This window comes from Salmonella sp. K21076, from assembly GCF_039650795.1.
Taxonomy (GTDB): Bacteria; Pseudomonadota; Gammaproteobacteria; order Enterobacterales; family Enterobacteriaceae; genus Salmonella; species Salmonella enterica.
The window spans coordinates 189,982-205,686 of sequence record NZ_JBCLYA010000050.1 but is presented as its reverse complement, the minus strand read 5'-3'; the positions used below and the strand labels follow the sequence as shown (position 1 = coordinate 205,686).

The window sequence follows — 15,705 nt, the reverse complement described above, 5'->3', positions numbered from 1 at the left end:
TCTCCCTCAGTGCAGTACCGGTGCGGTGATATGACGGGCGCAAAGCTCATCCATCACGGTCAGCCCGAGAAAGGACAGCGACGGTGCGGCCTTAAGTGGCCCGGCTTCTATTAAATCTTCCAGCAGTGCACAGGCAATCTGGCGGCCTTTTTCCTCTCCGTGCTGGCGCAGGTAGAAGCCCTCCAGCTCGGCGGCAATGGCGCTTTCCAGCGCGTCGAGGGTGAGGTGCGGATAGCGGTGCTGGCGTTCGCACAGGGTCAGCCAGGCACAGGCCACGGCGCGACGATACAGCGCGGCGCGTAATACGGGCGGTAATGGATTTTTCATACGTTGCCCTCCCCGGTCAGCCAGCGCTGATTGCAGCGCTCTACCACGCCGTCAAGCTGGGCGGTCATGAGGTAAATCACCGAGGTGAGCTGTGACTGCTGCACCGGGTCGCGACGAACGGTGGCGCAGTCCTGCACCTGCATCAGCTCATTGACGAGCTGGCCGACGTTGCGCATATGCTCCAGACATTCGAGGTCACGGGCGGTAATGGTGGTGTGTCTCATGCGCGCACCTCCGCAACCGGCAGACGACCAGCGAACGAGAGGACGTAATCGCGAACGAGGGAAAGACGTGCGGCCTGTTCATCACCGGCAACGGTGCGAAGCATACAGATACGGGGTTTACGGTCTGCGCGACGAACAGCGGCAAACACAAAGACAAACTGCGGGTATGACGGGGTGAGGATCGTAGCCATAAGGGCAACCTCCGTTAGATAGCAGGTTATGCTACCACCGGAGTTTCCACGCTCAGTGGTGGTAGCCCAGACGGGGGTGGAAATACCGGCTCTAACGGATACCGGCCCGACCGAAGTCGGCCCCGCCTGAGCCACCATTACTCGATAGCTGCAAAGGTCATGAAACCATTGCGCAAGTAACAGGTGCACGAGGGCATAGACACAAAAAAAGACGCATGGCGCGTCAGGTGTCGCCGTTAGATTACTCGGGTTTCCACGCCCGGCTGCCGATTTTGCGACAGCGGGAAAACTATACCTGGAAACGATAAAAAGAAGCAAGCCAGAAAAAGGGGCTGTTTGCTGAATGGTCATCATCATGCGTCATAACCCCGGTTGCGATGCGGTCAGTCATCCATGCCGTGATTTCAGACTGCGCCCACGCCACGTTTTTTCCGCCGAGGGAGATTTGTTTCGGGAAGGCTTCCCGGCTGATGAGGTCGTAAATGGTCGAGCGGGACAGACCGCACAGATGCATCACTTCGGGCAGACGAATAAAACGCTCATGAACGGTATCAGAAACCGGCATCAGCGGCGCGGCAGGGGCAGAAGACGGGGAAGAAAAAGCGGTGTGCATCGGGCTACCTCACAAAGTCCATACAGTGCCGGTCGTGTCCGTCCGGCTTCGGGTAGCTCTCTATTTTGTGAATATTTTTACGCAGGGCAACAAGTCATTTTGTAGTACTCCACCACACAACAGAGCGATTTTTATACAGTGGCAAACGTTGGCCGTTTTTTGGCAAACGTTGGCAAACCGGTGGCCCATTGCTGATTACTTTTGTTTATATATTTCTTTTTTTAATCGCTAAAAAATCTAAGAAGCTGGCTGGCTGAACAAAGTGAAGGGTGAACAGTGGTGAACAGACGGTGAACACTCAGACCTTCAACTATTCACCCTTTAACTCACTGTATTACTTATCTTTTTATTTAAGGTGAACAGTGGTGAATAGTTATTAGTAAAAAAACAAACGGTGAGTCAGGTTTTCCTGAGACCTTTCTGTGGCCAGCCGGTTTTTAAGGTCTGTTTGTGCCAGCACTCTGACAACGGCAATGAATCGTGTTGTTGTGCAGGAGGCGTCAGAATCATTTCAGGTTGAACACACGGAGAGCCTGAACATGAAACCCGAACTCATTATCAAATCCATGCAGACCGTTATCAGTAAACAGGATGAAGGCGCGGAACAACGCATTGCCGGTGCGCTGGTCGCACTTAACGAAGCAAAAGACGCACACACGGCCAGCATGGGTAAACTCAGCGACATTGAGGCTTCCATTCAGCGTTGTGAGCAGGAACGACAGACCGCCCTCAGTGAAAGTGCACAGGCCGAACAGGACTGGCGCAGCCGCTTTCGAACTCTGCGCGGCAACCTCACTCCTGAACTGAAAGCTGAACACAGTAAACGTATCGCCAGCCGCGAACTGGCTGATGAGTTCACCGGTCTGATTACCGAGCTGGAGAAAGACAAAAGCCTCGCCATGCTTGGTGCATGCTCCTCCGGTACGGCTTATATCAGCGCCCATGAAAAAGCGTTCACTACCTACGCCAACAGCGAGTGGAAGAAGGCGTTAGCCGGTATCAGCCCCGCACTGTTACGTGCCTTTCTGTTGCGTATTCGGTCGCTGGAAATGAGCGGAGAAACCTCGCTGCGTGCGACCGTGACCCGTGAGCTGGGTGATGCCCTGAATATGCAGTCAGCCCTGTATCATTTTGATATGGAGCAGGAGCCGGTTCTGTCCGTAACGGGCATGAATCGCCCGGTCATAACCGGGGTTGATATGGCGCTGTTAAGAAGCCCGGCCAGACGGATGAAGCTTGCCGCTGAACTGGCCGCAAAAGACCACGAACAGGCAGAGGGCTGAATTATGTTTCACTGTCCGTTCTGCAAAAAGACCGCGCACGTCCGTACCAGCCGGTATCTGTCGGAAAACGTCAAACAGCGTTATCACCAGTGTACCAATATCGAATGTTCGGCCACTTTCCGCACCATTGAGTCGGTTGACGGTGTGATACGTGCTGCACCGGAGAAACCCGACCCCGCGCCGGTGACGCCACCGCCGCCGCGTAAAGTACAGGGCTGCTACAGCTCGCCGTTTCGGCATTAATCAGGAGAGAGACTCGTGACCACTGTGACCATACAGCAGGCCTTTGAGGCCTGTCAGACGAACAAAAATACCTGGCTGAAACGTAAAGCCGAACTGGCAGACCTTGAACGGGAATACCGTGAACAGCTCCTTGCCGGTGACGAACAAATCCCGCGCAGAATGCAGGATTTGCGCGACAATATCGACGTGAAAAAGTGGGAGATTAATCAGGCCGCCGGTCGCTATATCCGCTCACATGAGGAGGTACAGCACATCAGCATCCGCAACCGGCTCCATGACTTTATGCAGCAGCACGGCGCGGAGCTGGCCGCCACGCTGGCGCCTGAGCTGATGGGATATCACGAACAAATTCCCGCAGTAAAACAGAGCGCCATGCAGCACTCGGTTGATTATCTGCGTGAAGCCCTGTCGGTGTGGCTGGCCGCAGGTGAAAAAATTAATTATTCCGTGCAGGACAACGATATGTTAACGACCATCGGATTCAGGCCTGATGCGGCTTCGCGGGATGATAATCGCGAGAAATTCACTCCGGCACAGAACCTGATTTACACCCGCCGACGTGCAGAACTGGCCACACGGTAGTACGCGAAAAAATCCCCCGAAAATTCCGCTATTTTTCCTGAAAAAAGCCATGCATCCATAAGGTGCATGGTTTTGCATGCAAATCCCCGTATTTTTTATCCCACGCAACACCAGTGCTGGTGCGGCCTGAGGACGTTCATGCACCTGCATTAAAAGCGACCTCTTAAGCGGGCAGGCGTGGCGGGGAGAGCATTGCGCGCGAGCTCTTTCGTATTAATTGACAATTGGTTAGCTCATTGCGAAAGTAAACTCCCCCACAATAAAACGGAATTACTATGTTTACAGAACGACTTGCTCGCTGGTTAGCTCGTTCTTCGGCCAAAAGCGGCATTAACCGGCCAGAAGACCTCAACGCTGTCCTTAGCACGGATATAGGACTGGTTAGAGCTGAGAATCAGGATCTAATAGCCGCGATTAGAGTTAACACTCCGTCAAACGTTGGCAATCCTTTTTTTGCAATGGCGTTATTAGATGGCATGGGTGGAATGCAAGATGGAAAGCAATGCGCAACAATTGCTTTATCAACTTTATTCTATTCTTTGATTAAGTTTAGAAGTGATCCTCCCGAGTCTCGGTTATTAAAAGCGACTTTAGAAGCAAACTCCGTTGTATATGACTATGCAAAAGGACATGGCGGTTCAACATTATCCGCTGTAATTATTGAAAATGGGTCTGCTCCTGTAATTGTCAACGTTGGCGACAGTCGAATATATAGCTTTTCTCTGGACTGTGGACTTACAGCAATTAGCAGTGATGACTCTCTAGAAGCATTGGGTGGCAGAGGGCGCGGATTACTCCAGTTTATAGGAATGGGGGAATCTATAAAGCCTCATATCAATATCTTAGATAAAAATCATAAAAATATAATATTGACATCCGATGGAACTCATTTCATTTCTCATTCAGCATTCGAAGAGTTATTAAGTCATTCATCTGATTTTTCTACATCAGCGCAGAGAATAGCTCAATATGTTCAATGGTGCGGTGCGAAAGATAACGCTTCATTTGGAATTATTAATTGCAATGATATAGAAAACAGCCTCAACTCCCATAAAGATATTGGTGTAGAGTTATGGGACCCTCATGGGAATCTACATATCATGTGGATGAAAAATTATCCTGCAGCGCAGAATTACTTCTCTCAAAATATAGTGGATGATCAAGATAAAGAACCTTCACCTATTATAGACGATGATGGTTTTGAAAATAAAAAAACACTAAACAATCCTTCAACAAAAAATCTAGAATTAGATTCTGAAACACCACAAAGAGAGCTATTCTCAAACGAATCCCCAGAAAAATCTCAAGATCCATCCATTACAAGCAAAGCAATCAAACAAAGAAAAAACAAAGATAAAAAGAAAGCTATTGAAAAGATCAAAAAAGACCAATCTGTAATGATAAATATCAAGGATGAGGAAAACAAAAATGAAGATTAATCACGTCCTACCAGAAAGATATTCATTAAAGAGCACTGAACTCGGTGGTGGCATGGGGGACATTTTAATATGTAAGGATAATCATTTAGATAGAGATGTAATTGTAAAGTTGTTAAAGGATGGAGAAGAAGAGAGACGTTTACTAGATGAACAGAAAGCGCTACTCAAACTTCGTTCTAAACATGTAGTACAACTTTATGATTTAATTGACATAACAGTCTCCGAAAAAACTAAAAAAGGATTAGTTCTGGAGTATATTAACGGAGTGGATTTAAATTATAACCCGTCAGAAAGTCACCCCGAAAAACTAAAGAAATTATGGCAGATAGCATGCGGGTTAAGTGACATCCACTCTGCTAAAGTAATTCACAGAGATATAAAGCCCAATAATATTAGAGTAGACGAGAATAAAATTGTTAAAATATTAGATTTTGGTTTAGCAAGGACCTCAGGCACAGAAGCATTCACTCATTCTGTTATTGGAACCTTAGGATATATGGCTCCTGAACTATGGAAGAGAAAAAACATTAGTTTCGATCAAAAAATTGATGTTTATGCATATGGTGTCCTCGTTTTAGATTTATTCGGCATAGAAAAACCAGATGAATTATACGAACATCCCCCGGCCGCGATAACCAATATACCTGAATTAGGAAAGATACTTCCAAAGGACTTAGCCAGAACTTTCATTAGTTGCTTAAGCCATGACAAATATGCTCGACCGGCAATGTCTTCGGTTAGAGATCAAATAGCTAAATACCTATTAAAAGATAGACACCGTGCCCTCTTCGTCCTGAATGGAAAGAAATATGAAATAAATGCTAAAAATAAAAGTGTTACGATCACTTGGGGTACTAGTGGAAGTATGGAAATAGTATATGATGGTTTCGACTTTAAAGTAGGTAATTTTTCAGGAAGTGCGACAATTAATAACCAACAAGTGATAACAAATAAAGTATTTCCTAGCTGCAGTGTAATTACTCTTATAAATGAAAAATCTAGAAGCTTTGTCACCTTTGATATATCTAGACCGGAGGTAATATCATGATTGAAGTCGGAAGAATCATTGCAGAACGCTATAAGATTTTATCTTATGTTGGTAAAGGTGGGATGCAAGACGTATATAAAGTTTTAGATCTAAAGCTGGATTTAGATTTAGCTTTAAAGACTCCACTTCCTGGTTTGGAAAGCAAAAGATTTCTTAAAAGTGCCAAAATCGCTGCAAAAATAAACCATCACAATATAGCAAAAACCTTTGATTATGTTGAAGATAATGGCAATATATTTTTAGCGGAAGAATTTGTTGAAGGTGAAAACCTTGAGGAAAAATTGCGCCACTTTGATTTTTTAGACCCACATTATGGCGCTTGTATACTACATAACCTTGCTAAAGGAATAATGGCATCTCATAAAGCAGATGTTATTCATAGAGATTTAAAACCGAGTAATGTAATGGTGTCTGGCGGAGTACAAATTTCGAATCTAAAAATTACAGATTTTGGAATAGCTACGCTAACACAAGAACTTTTTGATGAAGCTGCTGCCAGTGGTGACCTAACAAGATCGACCTCTGGTACGATAAAAGGTGCTTTACCCTTCATGTCTCCTGAATTAATGTTTGGTAAAAAGGGTAAACCTATAGAAGCATCAACTGATATTTGGCCATTAGGTGCAATGATGTTTAAATTATTAACAGGAGACTATCCATTTGGCGTTTATTTAGATGCTGCTGTTAATGTTAAAACAAAAAATAGAATGGAATGGCCAACCTTTATGACTGCCAATCCACAATATCAAAGTTTATCACAAGATCTACAAAAAATTGTAGATAAGTGCTTAAGTTATGACTCGGACAAGAGGCCTACAGCTGAAACGCTTGTTAAGGCATGTGAAACCCTTTGTTATTTATCCGAAGAACGTCATGTCGGTCGCGTCAATAATCTTATTCAAGGAGGGATAAGTGGATTTATTGATGGGACACCTTCTAACTCCTTTTTTAGTATGGAAAGTGTATACGGTTCGAGGTACCCAAACACCTCAACAAGAAATACTGTTTGTTATTCCACTTTTGATGGACACCCATGGCCTAGAGCACACCCTGTAATTCTTTGGAAAGATTGAATTAATAGGCACAAGTAATTGTGCCTATTTTAATCCATTAAATTATCATCTATAAATATCATTCATTTTATGTTGCAGACTCTTGCATATTCATAAGGTGTAATATGCTCATACTGAATAATATCGAGATAATCAGCCCACCACTGCACCATCAAACGACGCTCATCCAAATGCTCTGAAGTGTGAATATAGGCAGCACGCACATTGTTACGCTCAGAATGGCTTAACTGACGCTCTATCGCGTCATCGCTCCATAATCCTGACTCACCCAAAGCACCACGCGCCATCGTCCGAAACCCATGCCCGCAGACCTCGGTTTTTGTGTCATAACCCATCGCACGCAATGCGCTATTTACCGTGTTTTCGCTCATAACCTTAGTTGCGTCGTGATCCCCCGGAAACAACAGCTCTTTATCACCACTAATCTGCTTGAGCTGCTCTAACAAAACCATCGCCTGCCGACTGAGAGGAACGATATGCTCCTCTTTCATCTTCATGCCACGGTACGAATAACGCACACCCTTAATTTCTTCTCGTTTTGCCGGTACGCGCCAAAGGGATTTATCGAAGTCGAACTCGTCCCAACGCGCGAAACGTAACTCGCTGGAACGTACAAAAGTTAGTAAGGAAAGCTCGACAGCAATCCGTGTCATTACACGGCCACGATATGCAGCAAGGCGAGCAAGAAACTCAGGGAAACGGCTAGAAGGTAAGGCTGGATAGTGTCGTGCTTTGGTAGTCGATAACGCACCGGCCATGTCACTGGCTGGATTAGAGTCGATGTAATCGTTCTGTACGGCATAACGCATAATAGCCGTGACGCGCTGTTGCAGGCGCTGAGCGACGTCGTGTTTACCACTGGCATCAACTTTTTTGATCGGGGCTAACAGGTGACTGGTTTTGAGCTGGCGAATGTCGGACGAACCGATATGAGGGAAAATATAAAGTTCAAGATAGCGAAGAACGCGCGATCGATGGTCTTCGCTCCAGCGCTTGTTACTGGCATGCCATTCACGAGCGATAGTTTCGAAAGTATACGCCCCCGAGTTCTCGGCCTGAGCCTCTTTCTGTTCGGTTTTTGGATCAATGCCCTGCACTAGCAACTTTTTGGCTTCATCGCGCTTTGCTCTTGCCTGAGCAAGTGTCACAGTAGGCCAAACACCAAAAGCGAGGCGATCCTCTTTTTTGTCAGAGGGGCGTCTGTATTTCATGCGCCAGTATTTGGATCCCTTGGCCGAAACCTCAAGGTACAAACCGCCGCCATCGGCCATTTTGTAGGTTTTGTCTTTTGGCTTTGCGGTCTCGACCTGTCTGGCGTTGAGCTTCATTTGGGGGCACATTTCTAATCGAAGTTAAGATGCCCCCAATTATGCCCCCAATGACTTCCGGATTTCAACGGACAACCTCGGACGACTCAGGACGTAAAAATCGCTTCAATCATTGATTTTTAAGGGATAATTGGACTTTCTCGGATGGTCTTGGAAGTACTAATGGTGCCGAAGGCCGGACTCGAACCGGCACGTATTTCTACGGTTGATTTTGAATCAACTGCGTCTACCGATTTCGCCACTTCGGCACTGAAGAGGTATGCGGAAAACGTTGTGGATTATACCTGTCATACGCCGCCATGCAAGCACGAGCATACACCTGTATCGCTAAGTGCTGAAAATTTCAGCAGCGTTGAGGATTAAATAGAATAATCAGGCTACTTCCCGCCTTCTCCAGCAGATTAACGCCGGGCGTCCCTTGCCTCCATGCTCTACACTTTTCAGTTCAACACCACATTAAGGGAAGCACAATGACGATAATAAAAAGCTACGCCGCCAAAGAGGCGGGCGGCGAGCTCGAACTCTATGAATATGACGCGGGAGAACTCCAACCGGAAGATGTCGAGGTACGGGTCGACTACTGCGGGATCTGCCATTCCGATCTGTCGATGATCGACAATGAATGGGGGTTCTCTCAATACCCTCTGGTTGCCGGACACGAGGTCATCGGTCGGGTGGCCGCACTCGGTAGCGCGGCACAGGATAAGGGACTAAAAGTCGGCCAGCGCGTTGGAATCGGCTGGACGGCGCGCAGCTGCGGACACTGCGATGCCTGTATCAGCGGCAATCAAATTAACTGCCTGGAAGGGGCAGTGCCCACTATCCTCAATCGTGGCGGTTTTGGCGCGATGCTGGGAAGATTAATTTCCGATACCGGCGCCGCGCAGCGCATTGCGACGACGCTCATTAATACGTTCGGCAAAAAACGCGTGCAATGGGCGCTGGTGATCACCGGGCTTATCGTCGGCCTGGCAATGTTTTTTGAAGTCGGATTCGTACTGCTGTTGCCGCTCGTTTTTACAATTGTGGCCTCATCGGGACTGCCATTGCTGTATGTCGGGGTTCCAATGGTCGCCGCCTTATCCGTTACGCACTGCTTCCTGCCGCCGCATCCCGGCCCTACCGCTATTGCGACAATTTTTGAGGCAAATCTCGGTACGACCCTGCTGTATGGGTTAATCATTACCATACCGACCGTGATTGTTGCCGGCCCTCTGTTTTCAAAATTGCTGGCGCGATTTGAAAAAGCGCCGCCTGAAGGATTATTTAATCCTCATCTATTCAGTGAAGAGGAGATGCCGTCATTCTGGAACAGTATTTTTGCCGCCGTGATCCCGGTCATTCTGATGGCCATCGCAGCGGTATGTGAAATCACGCTGCCAAAAACGAATGCCGTGCGGGTTTTCTTCGAATTTATCGGTAATCCAGCAGTGGCGTTGTTTATTGCCATTATCATCGCCATTTTTACGCTGGGGCGACGCAATGGACGTACGGTTGAGCAGGTGATGGATATCGTCGGCGAGTCCATTGGCGCTATTGCGATGATTGTTTTTATCATCGCGGGCGGCGGCGCGTTTAAGCAAGTGCTGGTGGATAGCGGCGTGGGTCAATATATCTCGCAATTAATGACCGGCACCTCGCTATCTCCGTTATTAATGTGCTGGACGGTAGCCGCCGTGCTGCGTATTGCGTTAGGTTCCGCGACCGTGGCCGCGATAACCACAGCGGGCGTCGTATTGCCGATTATTAACGTAACCCACGCCGATCCGGCGTTAATGGTACTGGCGACAGGCGCGGGAAGCGTTATTGCATCACATGTTAACGATCCCGGTTTTTGGCTGTTTAAAGGGTATTTTAATCTTAGCGTCGGGGAAACCCTACGCACCTGGACCGTTATGGAAACATTGATTTCTGTCATGGGGTTGCTGGGCGTACTGGCGCTGAATGCGGTTCTGCATTAATTCATCATCCGCAGCCCAATTAACCATGGGGGCGACGTTCCCGCCCCCGGTACTGGAGAAAACATGAGGAATCACAGAATTTCTTTGCAGGATATCGCTACGCTTGCTGGCGTGACAAAAATGACGGTGAGCCGTTACATCCGCTCGCCGAAAAAAGTCGCCAGGGAAACCGGCGAGCGTATTGCGCAGATCATGGAGGAAATTAACTACATACCAAATCGCGCGCCTGCTATGCTGTTAAACGCGCAAAGTTACACTCTGGGCGTGCTGATCCCCTCTTTTCAGAATCAGTTGTTTGCCGACATTCTCGCCGGGATTGAATCCGTAACGTCGGGTCATAACTACCAAACTCTCATTGCGAATTACAATTACAATCGCGATTCGGAAGAAGAGTCCGTTATCAATTTACTGTCTTACAATATCGACGGCATTATTCTTTCAGAAAAATATCATACCCTCAGAACCGTCAAATTCCTGCGCTCAGCTACCCTTCCGATTGTAGAACTCATGGATATCCAGGGCGATCGCTTAGATATGGAGGTGGGGTTTGATAACCGTCAGGCCGCCTTTGATATGGTCAGCACCATGCTGGATAAACGCCAGCGGCGGAAAATTCTCTATCTGGGTTCAAAAGACGATATCCGTGATGAGCAGCGTTATCACGGCTACTGCGATGCGATGACGCGCCGGGGGCTGGCGCCGTTGCGCATCAATCCCCGCGCTATCTCCTCTATCCATCTGGGGATACAGCTAATGCGTGATGCGCTTACTGCGCACCCGGACGTGGATGGCGTCTTTTGTACAAATGACGATATCGCAATGGGCGCTCTACTGTGGTGCCGCGAGCGTCAACTGGCCGTACCGGAGCAGATCTCCATCGCCGGCTTCCACGGTCTGGAGATGGGCAGGCAAATGATACCGAGCCTCGCCAGCGTAATTACCCCTCGTTTTGAGATCGGGCGCAGAGCCGCGCAGATGTTGCTCAACAAAATTAAAAATAACGATCTCAACCATAATACGATTGATTTGGGTTATCAGATTTATCACGGCAACACATTATAACTTTTTGAACTACTGCGCTTATGCTCTTTCCCGCAGCTTGCCTGTGCTTAACGCGTAGCCAAAAGCGCCACGCGTCAGGTTACGCGCTACATCATTCGAGGAATACCAAGCTGTCTGCCGGATGGCGGCGCTAACGCCTTATCCGGCCTACGGGTCCGGAGTAGGCCTGAAAAGCACAGCGCCATCAGGCCTACGATTACTGTGATTACGACTTACGCAGCATTAGCCACAGGCTAATCAGGAAGAAAGACGCGCTCGGCAGCAGAGCGCCGACAATCGGCGGAATGCCGTATACCAGCGTCAGCGGGCCAAAAATCTGGTCGAGGACGTAAAAGACGAAGCCGAAGCTAATCCCCGTCACCACACGCACGCCCATCGGCACACTACGTAGCGGCCCGAAAATAAACGACAGCGCCATCAGCATCATCACCGCCACGGAGAGCGGCTGGAAGATTTTACTCCACATATTGAACTGATAACGTCCAGCGTCCTGTCCGCTCGACTTCAGATATTTAACGTAGTTATGCAGACCGCTGATGGAAAGCGCATCCGGGTCCAGCGCCACCACGCCTAACTTATCCGGCGTCAGATTCGTTTTCCAGGTGCCGCTCACCGTCTGCGAACCGGTGATCTGTTTCGGGTTTTGCAGATCGGACTCATCCACCTGCGACAAACGCCAGACCTTATGCTCCGGGTCGAATTTTGCCGAAGCGGCGTAACGCACCGACTGCAAACGACGCTGATCGTTGAAAGCGTAAATACTAATGCCGGCCAGCTCCTCGTCGCCCTTCACCCGTTCAATATAGACAAAGTTATTCCCGTCTTTCGCCCACAGACCTTGCTGGGTGGAAAGCAGCGAGCCGCCATACATCGCCTGCGCACGATAGTTACGCGCCATCTGCTCGCCCTGCGGGGCGACCCATTCGCCGATCGCCATGGTTAACAGCACCAGGGGGATAGCCGTTTTCATCACCGACAGCGCCACCTGCATACGGGTGAAACCCGATGCCTGCATCACCACCAGTTCGCTACGCTGCGCCAGCATCCCCAGCCCCAGCAGCGCGCCAAGCAGCGCCGCCATAGGAAAGAAGATCTGGATATCCTTAGGTACGCTGAGCAGGGTGTACATACCCGCGCCCAGCGCGTCGTAGTTACCCTGCCCCGCTTTTTTCAGCTGATCGACAAACTTGATGATCCCGGAGAGCGACACCAGCATGAACAACGTCATCATGATGGTGGTAAAAATGGTTTTACCGATATAGCGGTCAAGCACACCAAATGGCTGCATTATACCGCTCCTTTACGCAGAAAACGGGCACGCAGGCGGCGAACCGGCACCGTATCCCACAGGTTTAAACCAATCGCCAACGCCAGATAGATCAGGTTGACCGCCCACATCCAGATAACCGGGTCCAGTTTGCCTTTACCGCCATTCGATTTAATGGAGGTCTGGATCAGGAAGAACAGCAGATAAAGCAGCATAGCGGGCAACATAGACAAGACGCGCCCCTGACGTGGATTCACCACGCTGAGCGGCACGACCATCAGCGCCATCATAAATACGGTAAAGACTAACGTGATACGCCAGTGCAGCTCGGCGCGAGCGCGATCGTTGTCGGTATTCCACAGCGTGCGCATGTCCATCTGGTCGGTATCGTTCGGGTCCAGCGCCACGGCCTGATGACCAATAATCGCCTGATAGTTCTGGAAGTCGGTGATGCGAAAATCGCGTAGCAACGCCGTCCCTTCAAAACGCGTCCCTTTGTTTAAGGTGACAACCTGGGAACCATCGCGCAACTGAGTAAGGTGTCCGGAATCGGCCACTACCACAGAAGGACGAGCATTGCCCTTAGGACGAATTTGCGCCAGGAAAACATCGTGGAAGTCGCTGCCGTCAACGCTTTCGATAAACAGCACCGAGCTGCCGTTGGTCGCCTGCTGGAATTGCCCCTGCGCCAACGCCGCCATACCGGGGTTCGCTTTCGCCTCCGCCAGCACTTCATCCTGGTGTTTTGACGACCAGGGGCCGGCCCACATCACGTTAACCGCCGCAAGGATACCGGTAAATAACGCCAGTACCATGGCGGCCTTTACCAGCACGGCTTTGCTCAACCCACAGGCGTGCATGACCGTAATTTCACTTTCGGTATACAGTTTGCCCAGCGTCATCAGCAGCCCCAGGAACAGGCTTAAAGGCAGGATGAGCTGCGCCATTTCCGGTACGCCCAGCCCCAGAAGCGAGAGCACCAGATTTGCGGGAATATCGCCGTCAACCGCCGCGCCGAGAATCCTCACTAACTTTTGACAAAAGAAGATCAAAAGTAAGATGAAGAGTATCGCCAGCTGGCTTTTGAGCGTCTCCCGCACCAGATATCTTATGATTATCACTTTAAATACGCCCGTAAAAAACCATTTTTTTGCTGGAATTTAGCTTGTTTCATGGCTTAAACGTCATTTATTCTCTTGAGTCGTCGAAATCATCGCTAAGATCATTATACTCAGCGGATTCACCTCTCAGAACTTGTTCTGACGTGCCAATGCCGTAATAACGTTAAGATTAACACGAAGTCACCGCAACAGCGGATATGAGTTACGAAAGCTTTCAATTTCTATACTCTAATGGATTTCGAGTTGCAGGCAGGCGGCAGGACTGTGGAGCCCCGGAGCTTACATCAGGTAAGCGACAGGGGTGAGCAGGCGCAGCCAACGCATCTGCAACTTGAAAGACGACGAGTATAGCTGTAGCCACCACTGTTGTCTTTAAGATTCAGGAGCATAGTGCATGGAGTTCAGTGTAAAAAGCGGTAGCCCGGAGAAACAGCGGAGTGCCTGCATTGTCGTGGGCGTCTTTGAACCGCGTCGCCTTTCTCCGATTGCAGAACAGCTCGACAAAATTAGCGACGGATACATCAGCGCATTGCTGCGTCGCGGCGAACTGGAAGGAAAACCGGGGCAGACTCTGTTGCTGCACCATGTTCCTAACGTTCTTTCCGAGCGAATCCTCCTCATTGGTTGCGGCAAAGAGCGCGAGCTTGATGAACGTCAGTATAAGCAGGTTATTCAGAAAACGATAAATACTCTGAATGATACTGGTTCGATGGAAGCCGTCTGTTTCCTGACCGAACTGCACGTTAAAGGCCGCAACAACTACTGGAAAGTGCGTCAGGCCGTCGAAACGGCCAAAGAGACGCTTTATAGCTTTGATCAACTCAAGACCAACAAGAGCGAGCCGCGCCGCCCGCTACGTAAGATGGTCTTTAATGTGCCGACCCGCCGTGAGCTCACCAGCGGCGAACGCGCCATTCAGCACGGTCTGGCCATCGCCGCCGGGATTAAGGCTGCGAAAGATCTCGGCAACATGCCGCCCAATATCTGTAACGCCGCCTACCTGGCGTCACAGGCGCGCCAGTTGGCCGACAGCTACAGCAAAAATGTCATCACCCGCGTGATCGGCGAACAGCAAATGCGCGAACTGGGTATGAACGCTTATCTGGCGGTCGGCCACGGTTCGCAGAATGAATCGCTGATGTCGGTGATTGAGTACAAGGGCAATCCGTCCGAAGACGCGCGCCCGATCGTGCTGGTAGGTAAAGGCCTGACCTTCGACTCCGGCGGCATCTCCATCAAGCCATCTGAAGGGATGGACGAGATGAAGTACGACATGTGCGGCGCGGCGGCGGTTTACGGCGTGATGCGTATGGTCGCCGAGCTTAAGCTTCCGATTAACGTTATCGGCGTACTGGCGGGCTGTGAAAACATGCCGGGCGGACGCGCTTATCGCCCTGGCGACGTGCTGACCACTATGTCTGATCAAACCGTTGAAGTCCTGAACACCGACGCCGAAGGCCGTCTGGTTTTGTGCGACGTGCTGACCTACGTTGAGCGCTTCGAACCGGAAGCGGTCATTGACGTCGCGACGCTAACCGGCGCCTGCGTGATTGCGCTGGGCCATCACATTACCGGTCTGATGTCGAACCATAACCCGCTGGCGCATGAACTGATCGGCGCGTCCGAGCAAGCGGGCGACCGCGCGTGGCGTCTGCCGCTGGGCGATGAGTTCCAGGAACAACTGGAGTCCAACTTTGCGGATATGGCGAACATTGGTGGTCGTCCTGGCGGCGCTATCACCGCGGGCTGCTTCCTGTCGCGCTTTACCCGTAAGTACAACTGGGCGCACCTGGATATCGCCGGTACCGCCTGGCGTTCCGGTAAAGCCAAAGGTGCCACCGGTCGTCCGGTAGCGCTGCTGTCGCAGTTCCTGCTCAATCGTGCGGGCTTTAACGGCGAAGAGTAAGTTTGAGATTACCCCGTAGGCCTGATAAGGCGCATTA

15 protein-coding genes, 1 tRNA gene and 3 pseudogenes are annotated in these 15,705 nt (G+C 49.8%); 10 read left to right on the top strand and 9 right to left on the bottom strand.

The window, feature by feature from the left end; translation table 11 throughout:
• Positions 1–6: 6 nt before the first annotated feature.
• From AAYN39_RS19920 to AAYN39_RS19905, 4 genes and pseudogenes are all read right to left on the bottom strand, one after another.
• Entirely contained in the window at positions 7–327 is a 321-nt protein-coding gene (locus AAYN39_RS19920; protein WP_000795388.1) for a DUF5375 domain-containing protein, read from the bottom strand.
• Complete coding sequence (locus tag AAYN39_RS19915) at positions 324–551, bottom strand: hypothetical protein (RefSeq protein ID WP_001216603.1); 228 nt, start codon at positions 549–551, stop codon at positions 324–326. Before AAYN39_RS19915 ends, AAYN39_RS19920 begins: the two co-directional genes overlap by 4 nt.
• The gene (locus AAYN39_RS19910) at positions 548–1,099 is read right to left on the bottom strand and encodes a host cell division inhibitor Icd-like protein (RefSeq protein WP_015701354.1); all 552 of its coding nucleotides are present in this window, start codon (positions 1,097–1,099) and stop codon (positions 548–550) included. The genes AAYN39_RS19915 and AAYN39_RS19910 overlap by 4 nt, the downstream gene beginning before the upstream one ends.
• A pseudogene (locus AAYN39_RS19905) lies at positions 1,096–1,355 on the bottom strand (AlpA family transcriptional regulator). Before AAYN39_RS19905 ends, AAYN39_RS19910 begins: the two are co-directional and overlap by 4 nt.
• A gap of 539 nt (positions 1,356–1,894) precedes the next feature.
• On the opposite strand from AAYN39_RS19905, the gene AAYN39_RS19900 reads away from it, so the two are divergent.
• The 6 genes from AAYN39_RS19900 to AAYN39_RS19875 all read left to right on the top strand — a co-directional run bounded on the left by AAYN39_RS19900 (position 1,895) and on the right by AAYN39_RS19875 (position 7,023).
• Positions 1,895–2,638 carry a hypothetical protein gene (locus AAYN39_RS19900; protein WP_001779443.1) on the top strand — a complete coding sequence of 248 codons (744 nt, stop codon included), beginning with the start codon at positions 1,895–1,897 and terminating at the stop codon, positions 2,636–2,638.
• Positions 2,639–2,641: 3 nt separating this feature from the next.
• A complete protein-coding gene (locus AAYN39_RS19895; protein WP_000468230.1) occupies positions 2,642–2,881 on the top strand; it encodes an ogr/Delta-like zinc finger family protein in 240 nt (79 codons plus the stop codon).
• 15 nt (positions 2,882–2,896) lie between these two features.
• Positions 2,897–3,463, top strand: coding sequence for a phage polarity suppression protein (locus AAYN39_RS19890; RefSeq protein ID WP_000214423.1), 567 nt, complete (start codon positions 2,897–2,899; stop codon positions 3,461–3,463).
• A 275-nt stretch (positions 3,464–3,738) separates the two neighbouring features.
• Positions 3,739–4,902, top strand: coding sequence for a hypothetical protein (locus AAYN39_RS19885; RefSeq protein ID WP_000493739.1), 1,164 nt, complete (start codon positions 3,739–3,741; stop codon positions 4,900–4,902).
• Complete coding sequence (locus tag AAYN39_RS19880; protein WP_000700163.1) at positions 4,892–5,950, top strand: serine/threonine-protein kinase; 1,059 nt, start codon at positions 4,892–4,894, stop codon at positions 5,948–5,950. Before AAYN39_RS19885 ends, AAYN39_RS19880 begins: the two co-directional genes overlap by 11 nt.
• A complete protein-coding gene (locus tag AAYN39_RS19875; protein WP_000573583.1) occupies positions 5,947–7,023 on the top strand; it encodes a serine/threonine-protein kinase in 1,077 nt (358 codons plus the stop codon). Before AAYN39_RS19880 ends, AAYN39_RS19875 begins: the two co-directional genes overlap by 4 nt.
• 62 nt (positions 7,024–7,085) lie before the next feature.
• Here the strand turns inward: AAYN39_RS19875 and AAYN39_RS19870 are convergent, their stop codons facing one another.
• On the bottom strand, positions 7,086–8,351 hold the full coding sequence (locus tag AAYN39_RS19870; RefSeq protein WP_000772672.1) for an integrase arm-type DNA-binding domain-containing protein: 1,266 nt from the start codon (positions 8,349–8,351) through the stop codon (positions 7,086–7,088).
• A gap of 163 nt (positions 8,352–8,514) precedes the next feature.
• A tRNA-Leu gene (locus AAYN39_RS19865) sits at positions 8,515–8,599 on the bottom strand.
• A 222-nt stretch (positions 8,600–8,821) separates the two neighbouring features.
• Between AAYN39_RS19865 and AAYN39_RS19860 the strand changes: the two are divergent.
• From AAYN39_RS19860 to AAYN39_RS19850, 3 genes and pseudogenes are all read left to right on the top strand, one after another.
• A pseudogene (locus AAYN39_RS19860) lies at positions 8,822–9,193 on the top strand (alcohol dehydrogenase catalytic domain-containing protein); the annotation flags it as partial.
• A pseudogene (locus AAYN39_RS19855) lies at positions 9,188–10,312 on the top strand (gluconate:H+ symporter); the annotation flags it as partial. The pseudogenes AAYN39_RS19860 and AAYN39_RS19855, both read left to right, overlap by 6 nt.
• Positions 10,313–10,375: 63 nt before the next feature.
• On the top strand, positions 10,376–11,374 hold the full coding sequence (locus tag AAYN39_RS19850; RefSeq protein WP_001244064.1) for a LacI family DNA-binding transcriptional regulator: 999 nt from the start codon (positions 10,376–10,378) through the stop codon (positions 11,372–11,374).
• Positions 11,375–11,579: 205 nt separating this feature from the next.
• On the opposite strand, the gene lptG is transcribed toward AAYN39_RS19850, so the two are convergent.
• The 3 genes from lptG to AAYN39_RS19835 all read right to left on the bottom strand — a co-directional run bounded on the left by lptG (position 11,580) and on the right by AAYN39_RS19835 (position 13,876).
• On the bottom strand, positions 11,580–12,662 hold the full coding sequence (gene lptG, locus AAYN39_RS19845; RefSeq protein ID WP_001182241.1) for an LPS export ABC transporter permease LptG: 1,083 nt from the start codon (positions 12,660–12,662) through the stop codon (positions 11,580–11,582).
• Positions 12,662–13,762 carry an LPS export ABC transporter permease LptF gene (gene lptF / locus AAYN39_RS19840; RefSeq protein WP_000584132.1) on the bottom strand — a complete coding sequence of 367 codons (1,101 nt, stop codon included), beginning with the start codon at positions 13,760–13,762 and terminating at the stop codon, positions 12,662–12,664. Before lptF ends, lptG begins: the two co-directional genes overlap by 1 nt.
• Positions 13,763–13,825: 63 nt before the next feature.
• Entirely contained in the window at positions 13,826–13,876 is a 51-nt protein-coding gene (locus tag AAYN39_RS19835; RefSeq protein ID WP_212724070.1) for a hypothetical protein, read from the bottom strand.
• A 280-nt stretch (positions 13,877–14,156) separates the two neighbouring features.
• Here AAYN39_RS19835 and pepA point away from each other — a divergent pair, with 280 nt between their 5' ends.
• A complete protein-coding gene (gene pepA / locus AAYN39_RS19830; protein ID WP_000397157.1) occupies positions 14,157–15,668 on the top strand; it encodes a leucyl aminopeptidase in 1,512 nt (503 codons plus the stop codon).
• Positions 15,669–15,705 lie beyond the last annotated feature (37 nt).

What these genes read in the sequence shown, in the direction of transcription:
- AAYN39_RS19920 (WP_000795388.1), bottom strand. Translation starts at nt 327, where the DNA reads ATGAAAAATCCATTACCGCCCGTATTACGCGCCGCGCTGTATCGTCGC.
- AAYN39_RS19915 (WP_001216603.1), bottom strand. Translation starts at nt 551, where the DNA reads ATGAGACACACCACCATTACCGCCCGTGACCTCGAATGTCTGGAGCAT.
- AAYN39_RS19910 (WP_015701354.1), bottom strand. Translation starts at nt 1,099, where the DNA reads ATGATGATGACCATTCAGCAAACAGCCCCTTTTTCTGGCTTGCTTCTT.
- AAYN39_RS19900 (WP_001779443.1), top strand. Translation starts at nt 1,895, where the DNA reads ATGAAACCCGAACTCATTATCAAATCCATGCAGACCGTTATCAGTAAA.
- AAYN39_RS19895 (WP_000468230.1), top strand. Translation starts at nt 2,642, where the DNA reads ATGTTTCACTGTCCGTTCTGCAAAAAGACCGCGCACGTCCGTACCAGC.
- AAYN39_RS19885 (WP_000493739.1), top strand. Translation starts at nt 3,739, where the DNA reads ATGTTTACAGAACGACTTGCTCGCTGGTTAGCTCGTTCTTCGGCCAAA.
- AAYN39_RS19880 (WP_000700163.1), top strand. Translation starts at nt 4,892, where the DNA reads ATGAAGATTAATCACGTCCTACCAGAAAGATATTCATTAAAGAGCACT.
- AAYN39_RS19875 (WP_000573583.1), top strand. Translation starts at nt 5,947, where the DNA reads ATGATTGAAGTCGGAAGAATCATTGCAGAACGCTATAAGATTTTATCT.
- AAYN39_RS19870 (WP_000772672.1), bottom strand. Translation starts at nt 8,351, where the DNA reads ATGAAGCTCAACGCCAGACAGGTCGAGACCGCAAAGCCAAAAGACAAA.
- AAYN39_RS19850 (WP_001244064.1), top strand. Translation starts at nt 10,376, where the DNA reads ATGAGGAATCACAGAATTTCTTTGCAGGATATCGCTACGCTTGCTGGC.
- lptG (WP_001182241.1), bottom strand. Translation starts at nt 12,662, where the DNA reads ATGCAGCCATTTGGTGTGCTTGACCGCTATATCGGTAAAACCATTTTT.
- pepA (WP_000397157.1), top strand. Translation starts at nt 14,157, where the DNA reads ATGGAGTTCAGTGTAAAAAGCGGTAGCCCGGAGAAACAGCGGAGTGCC.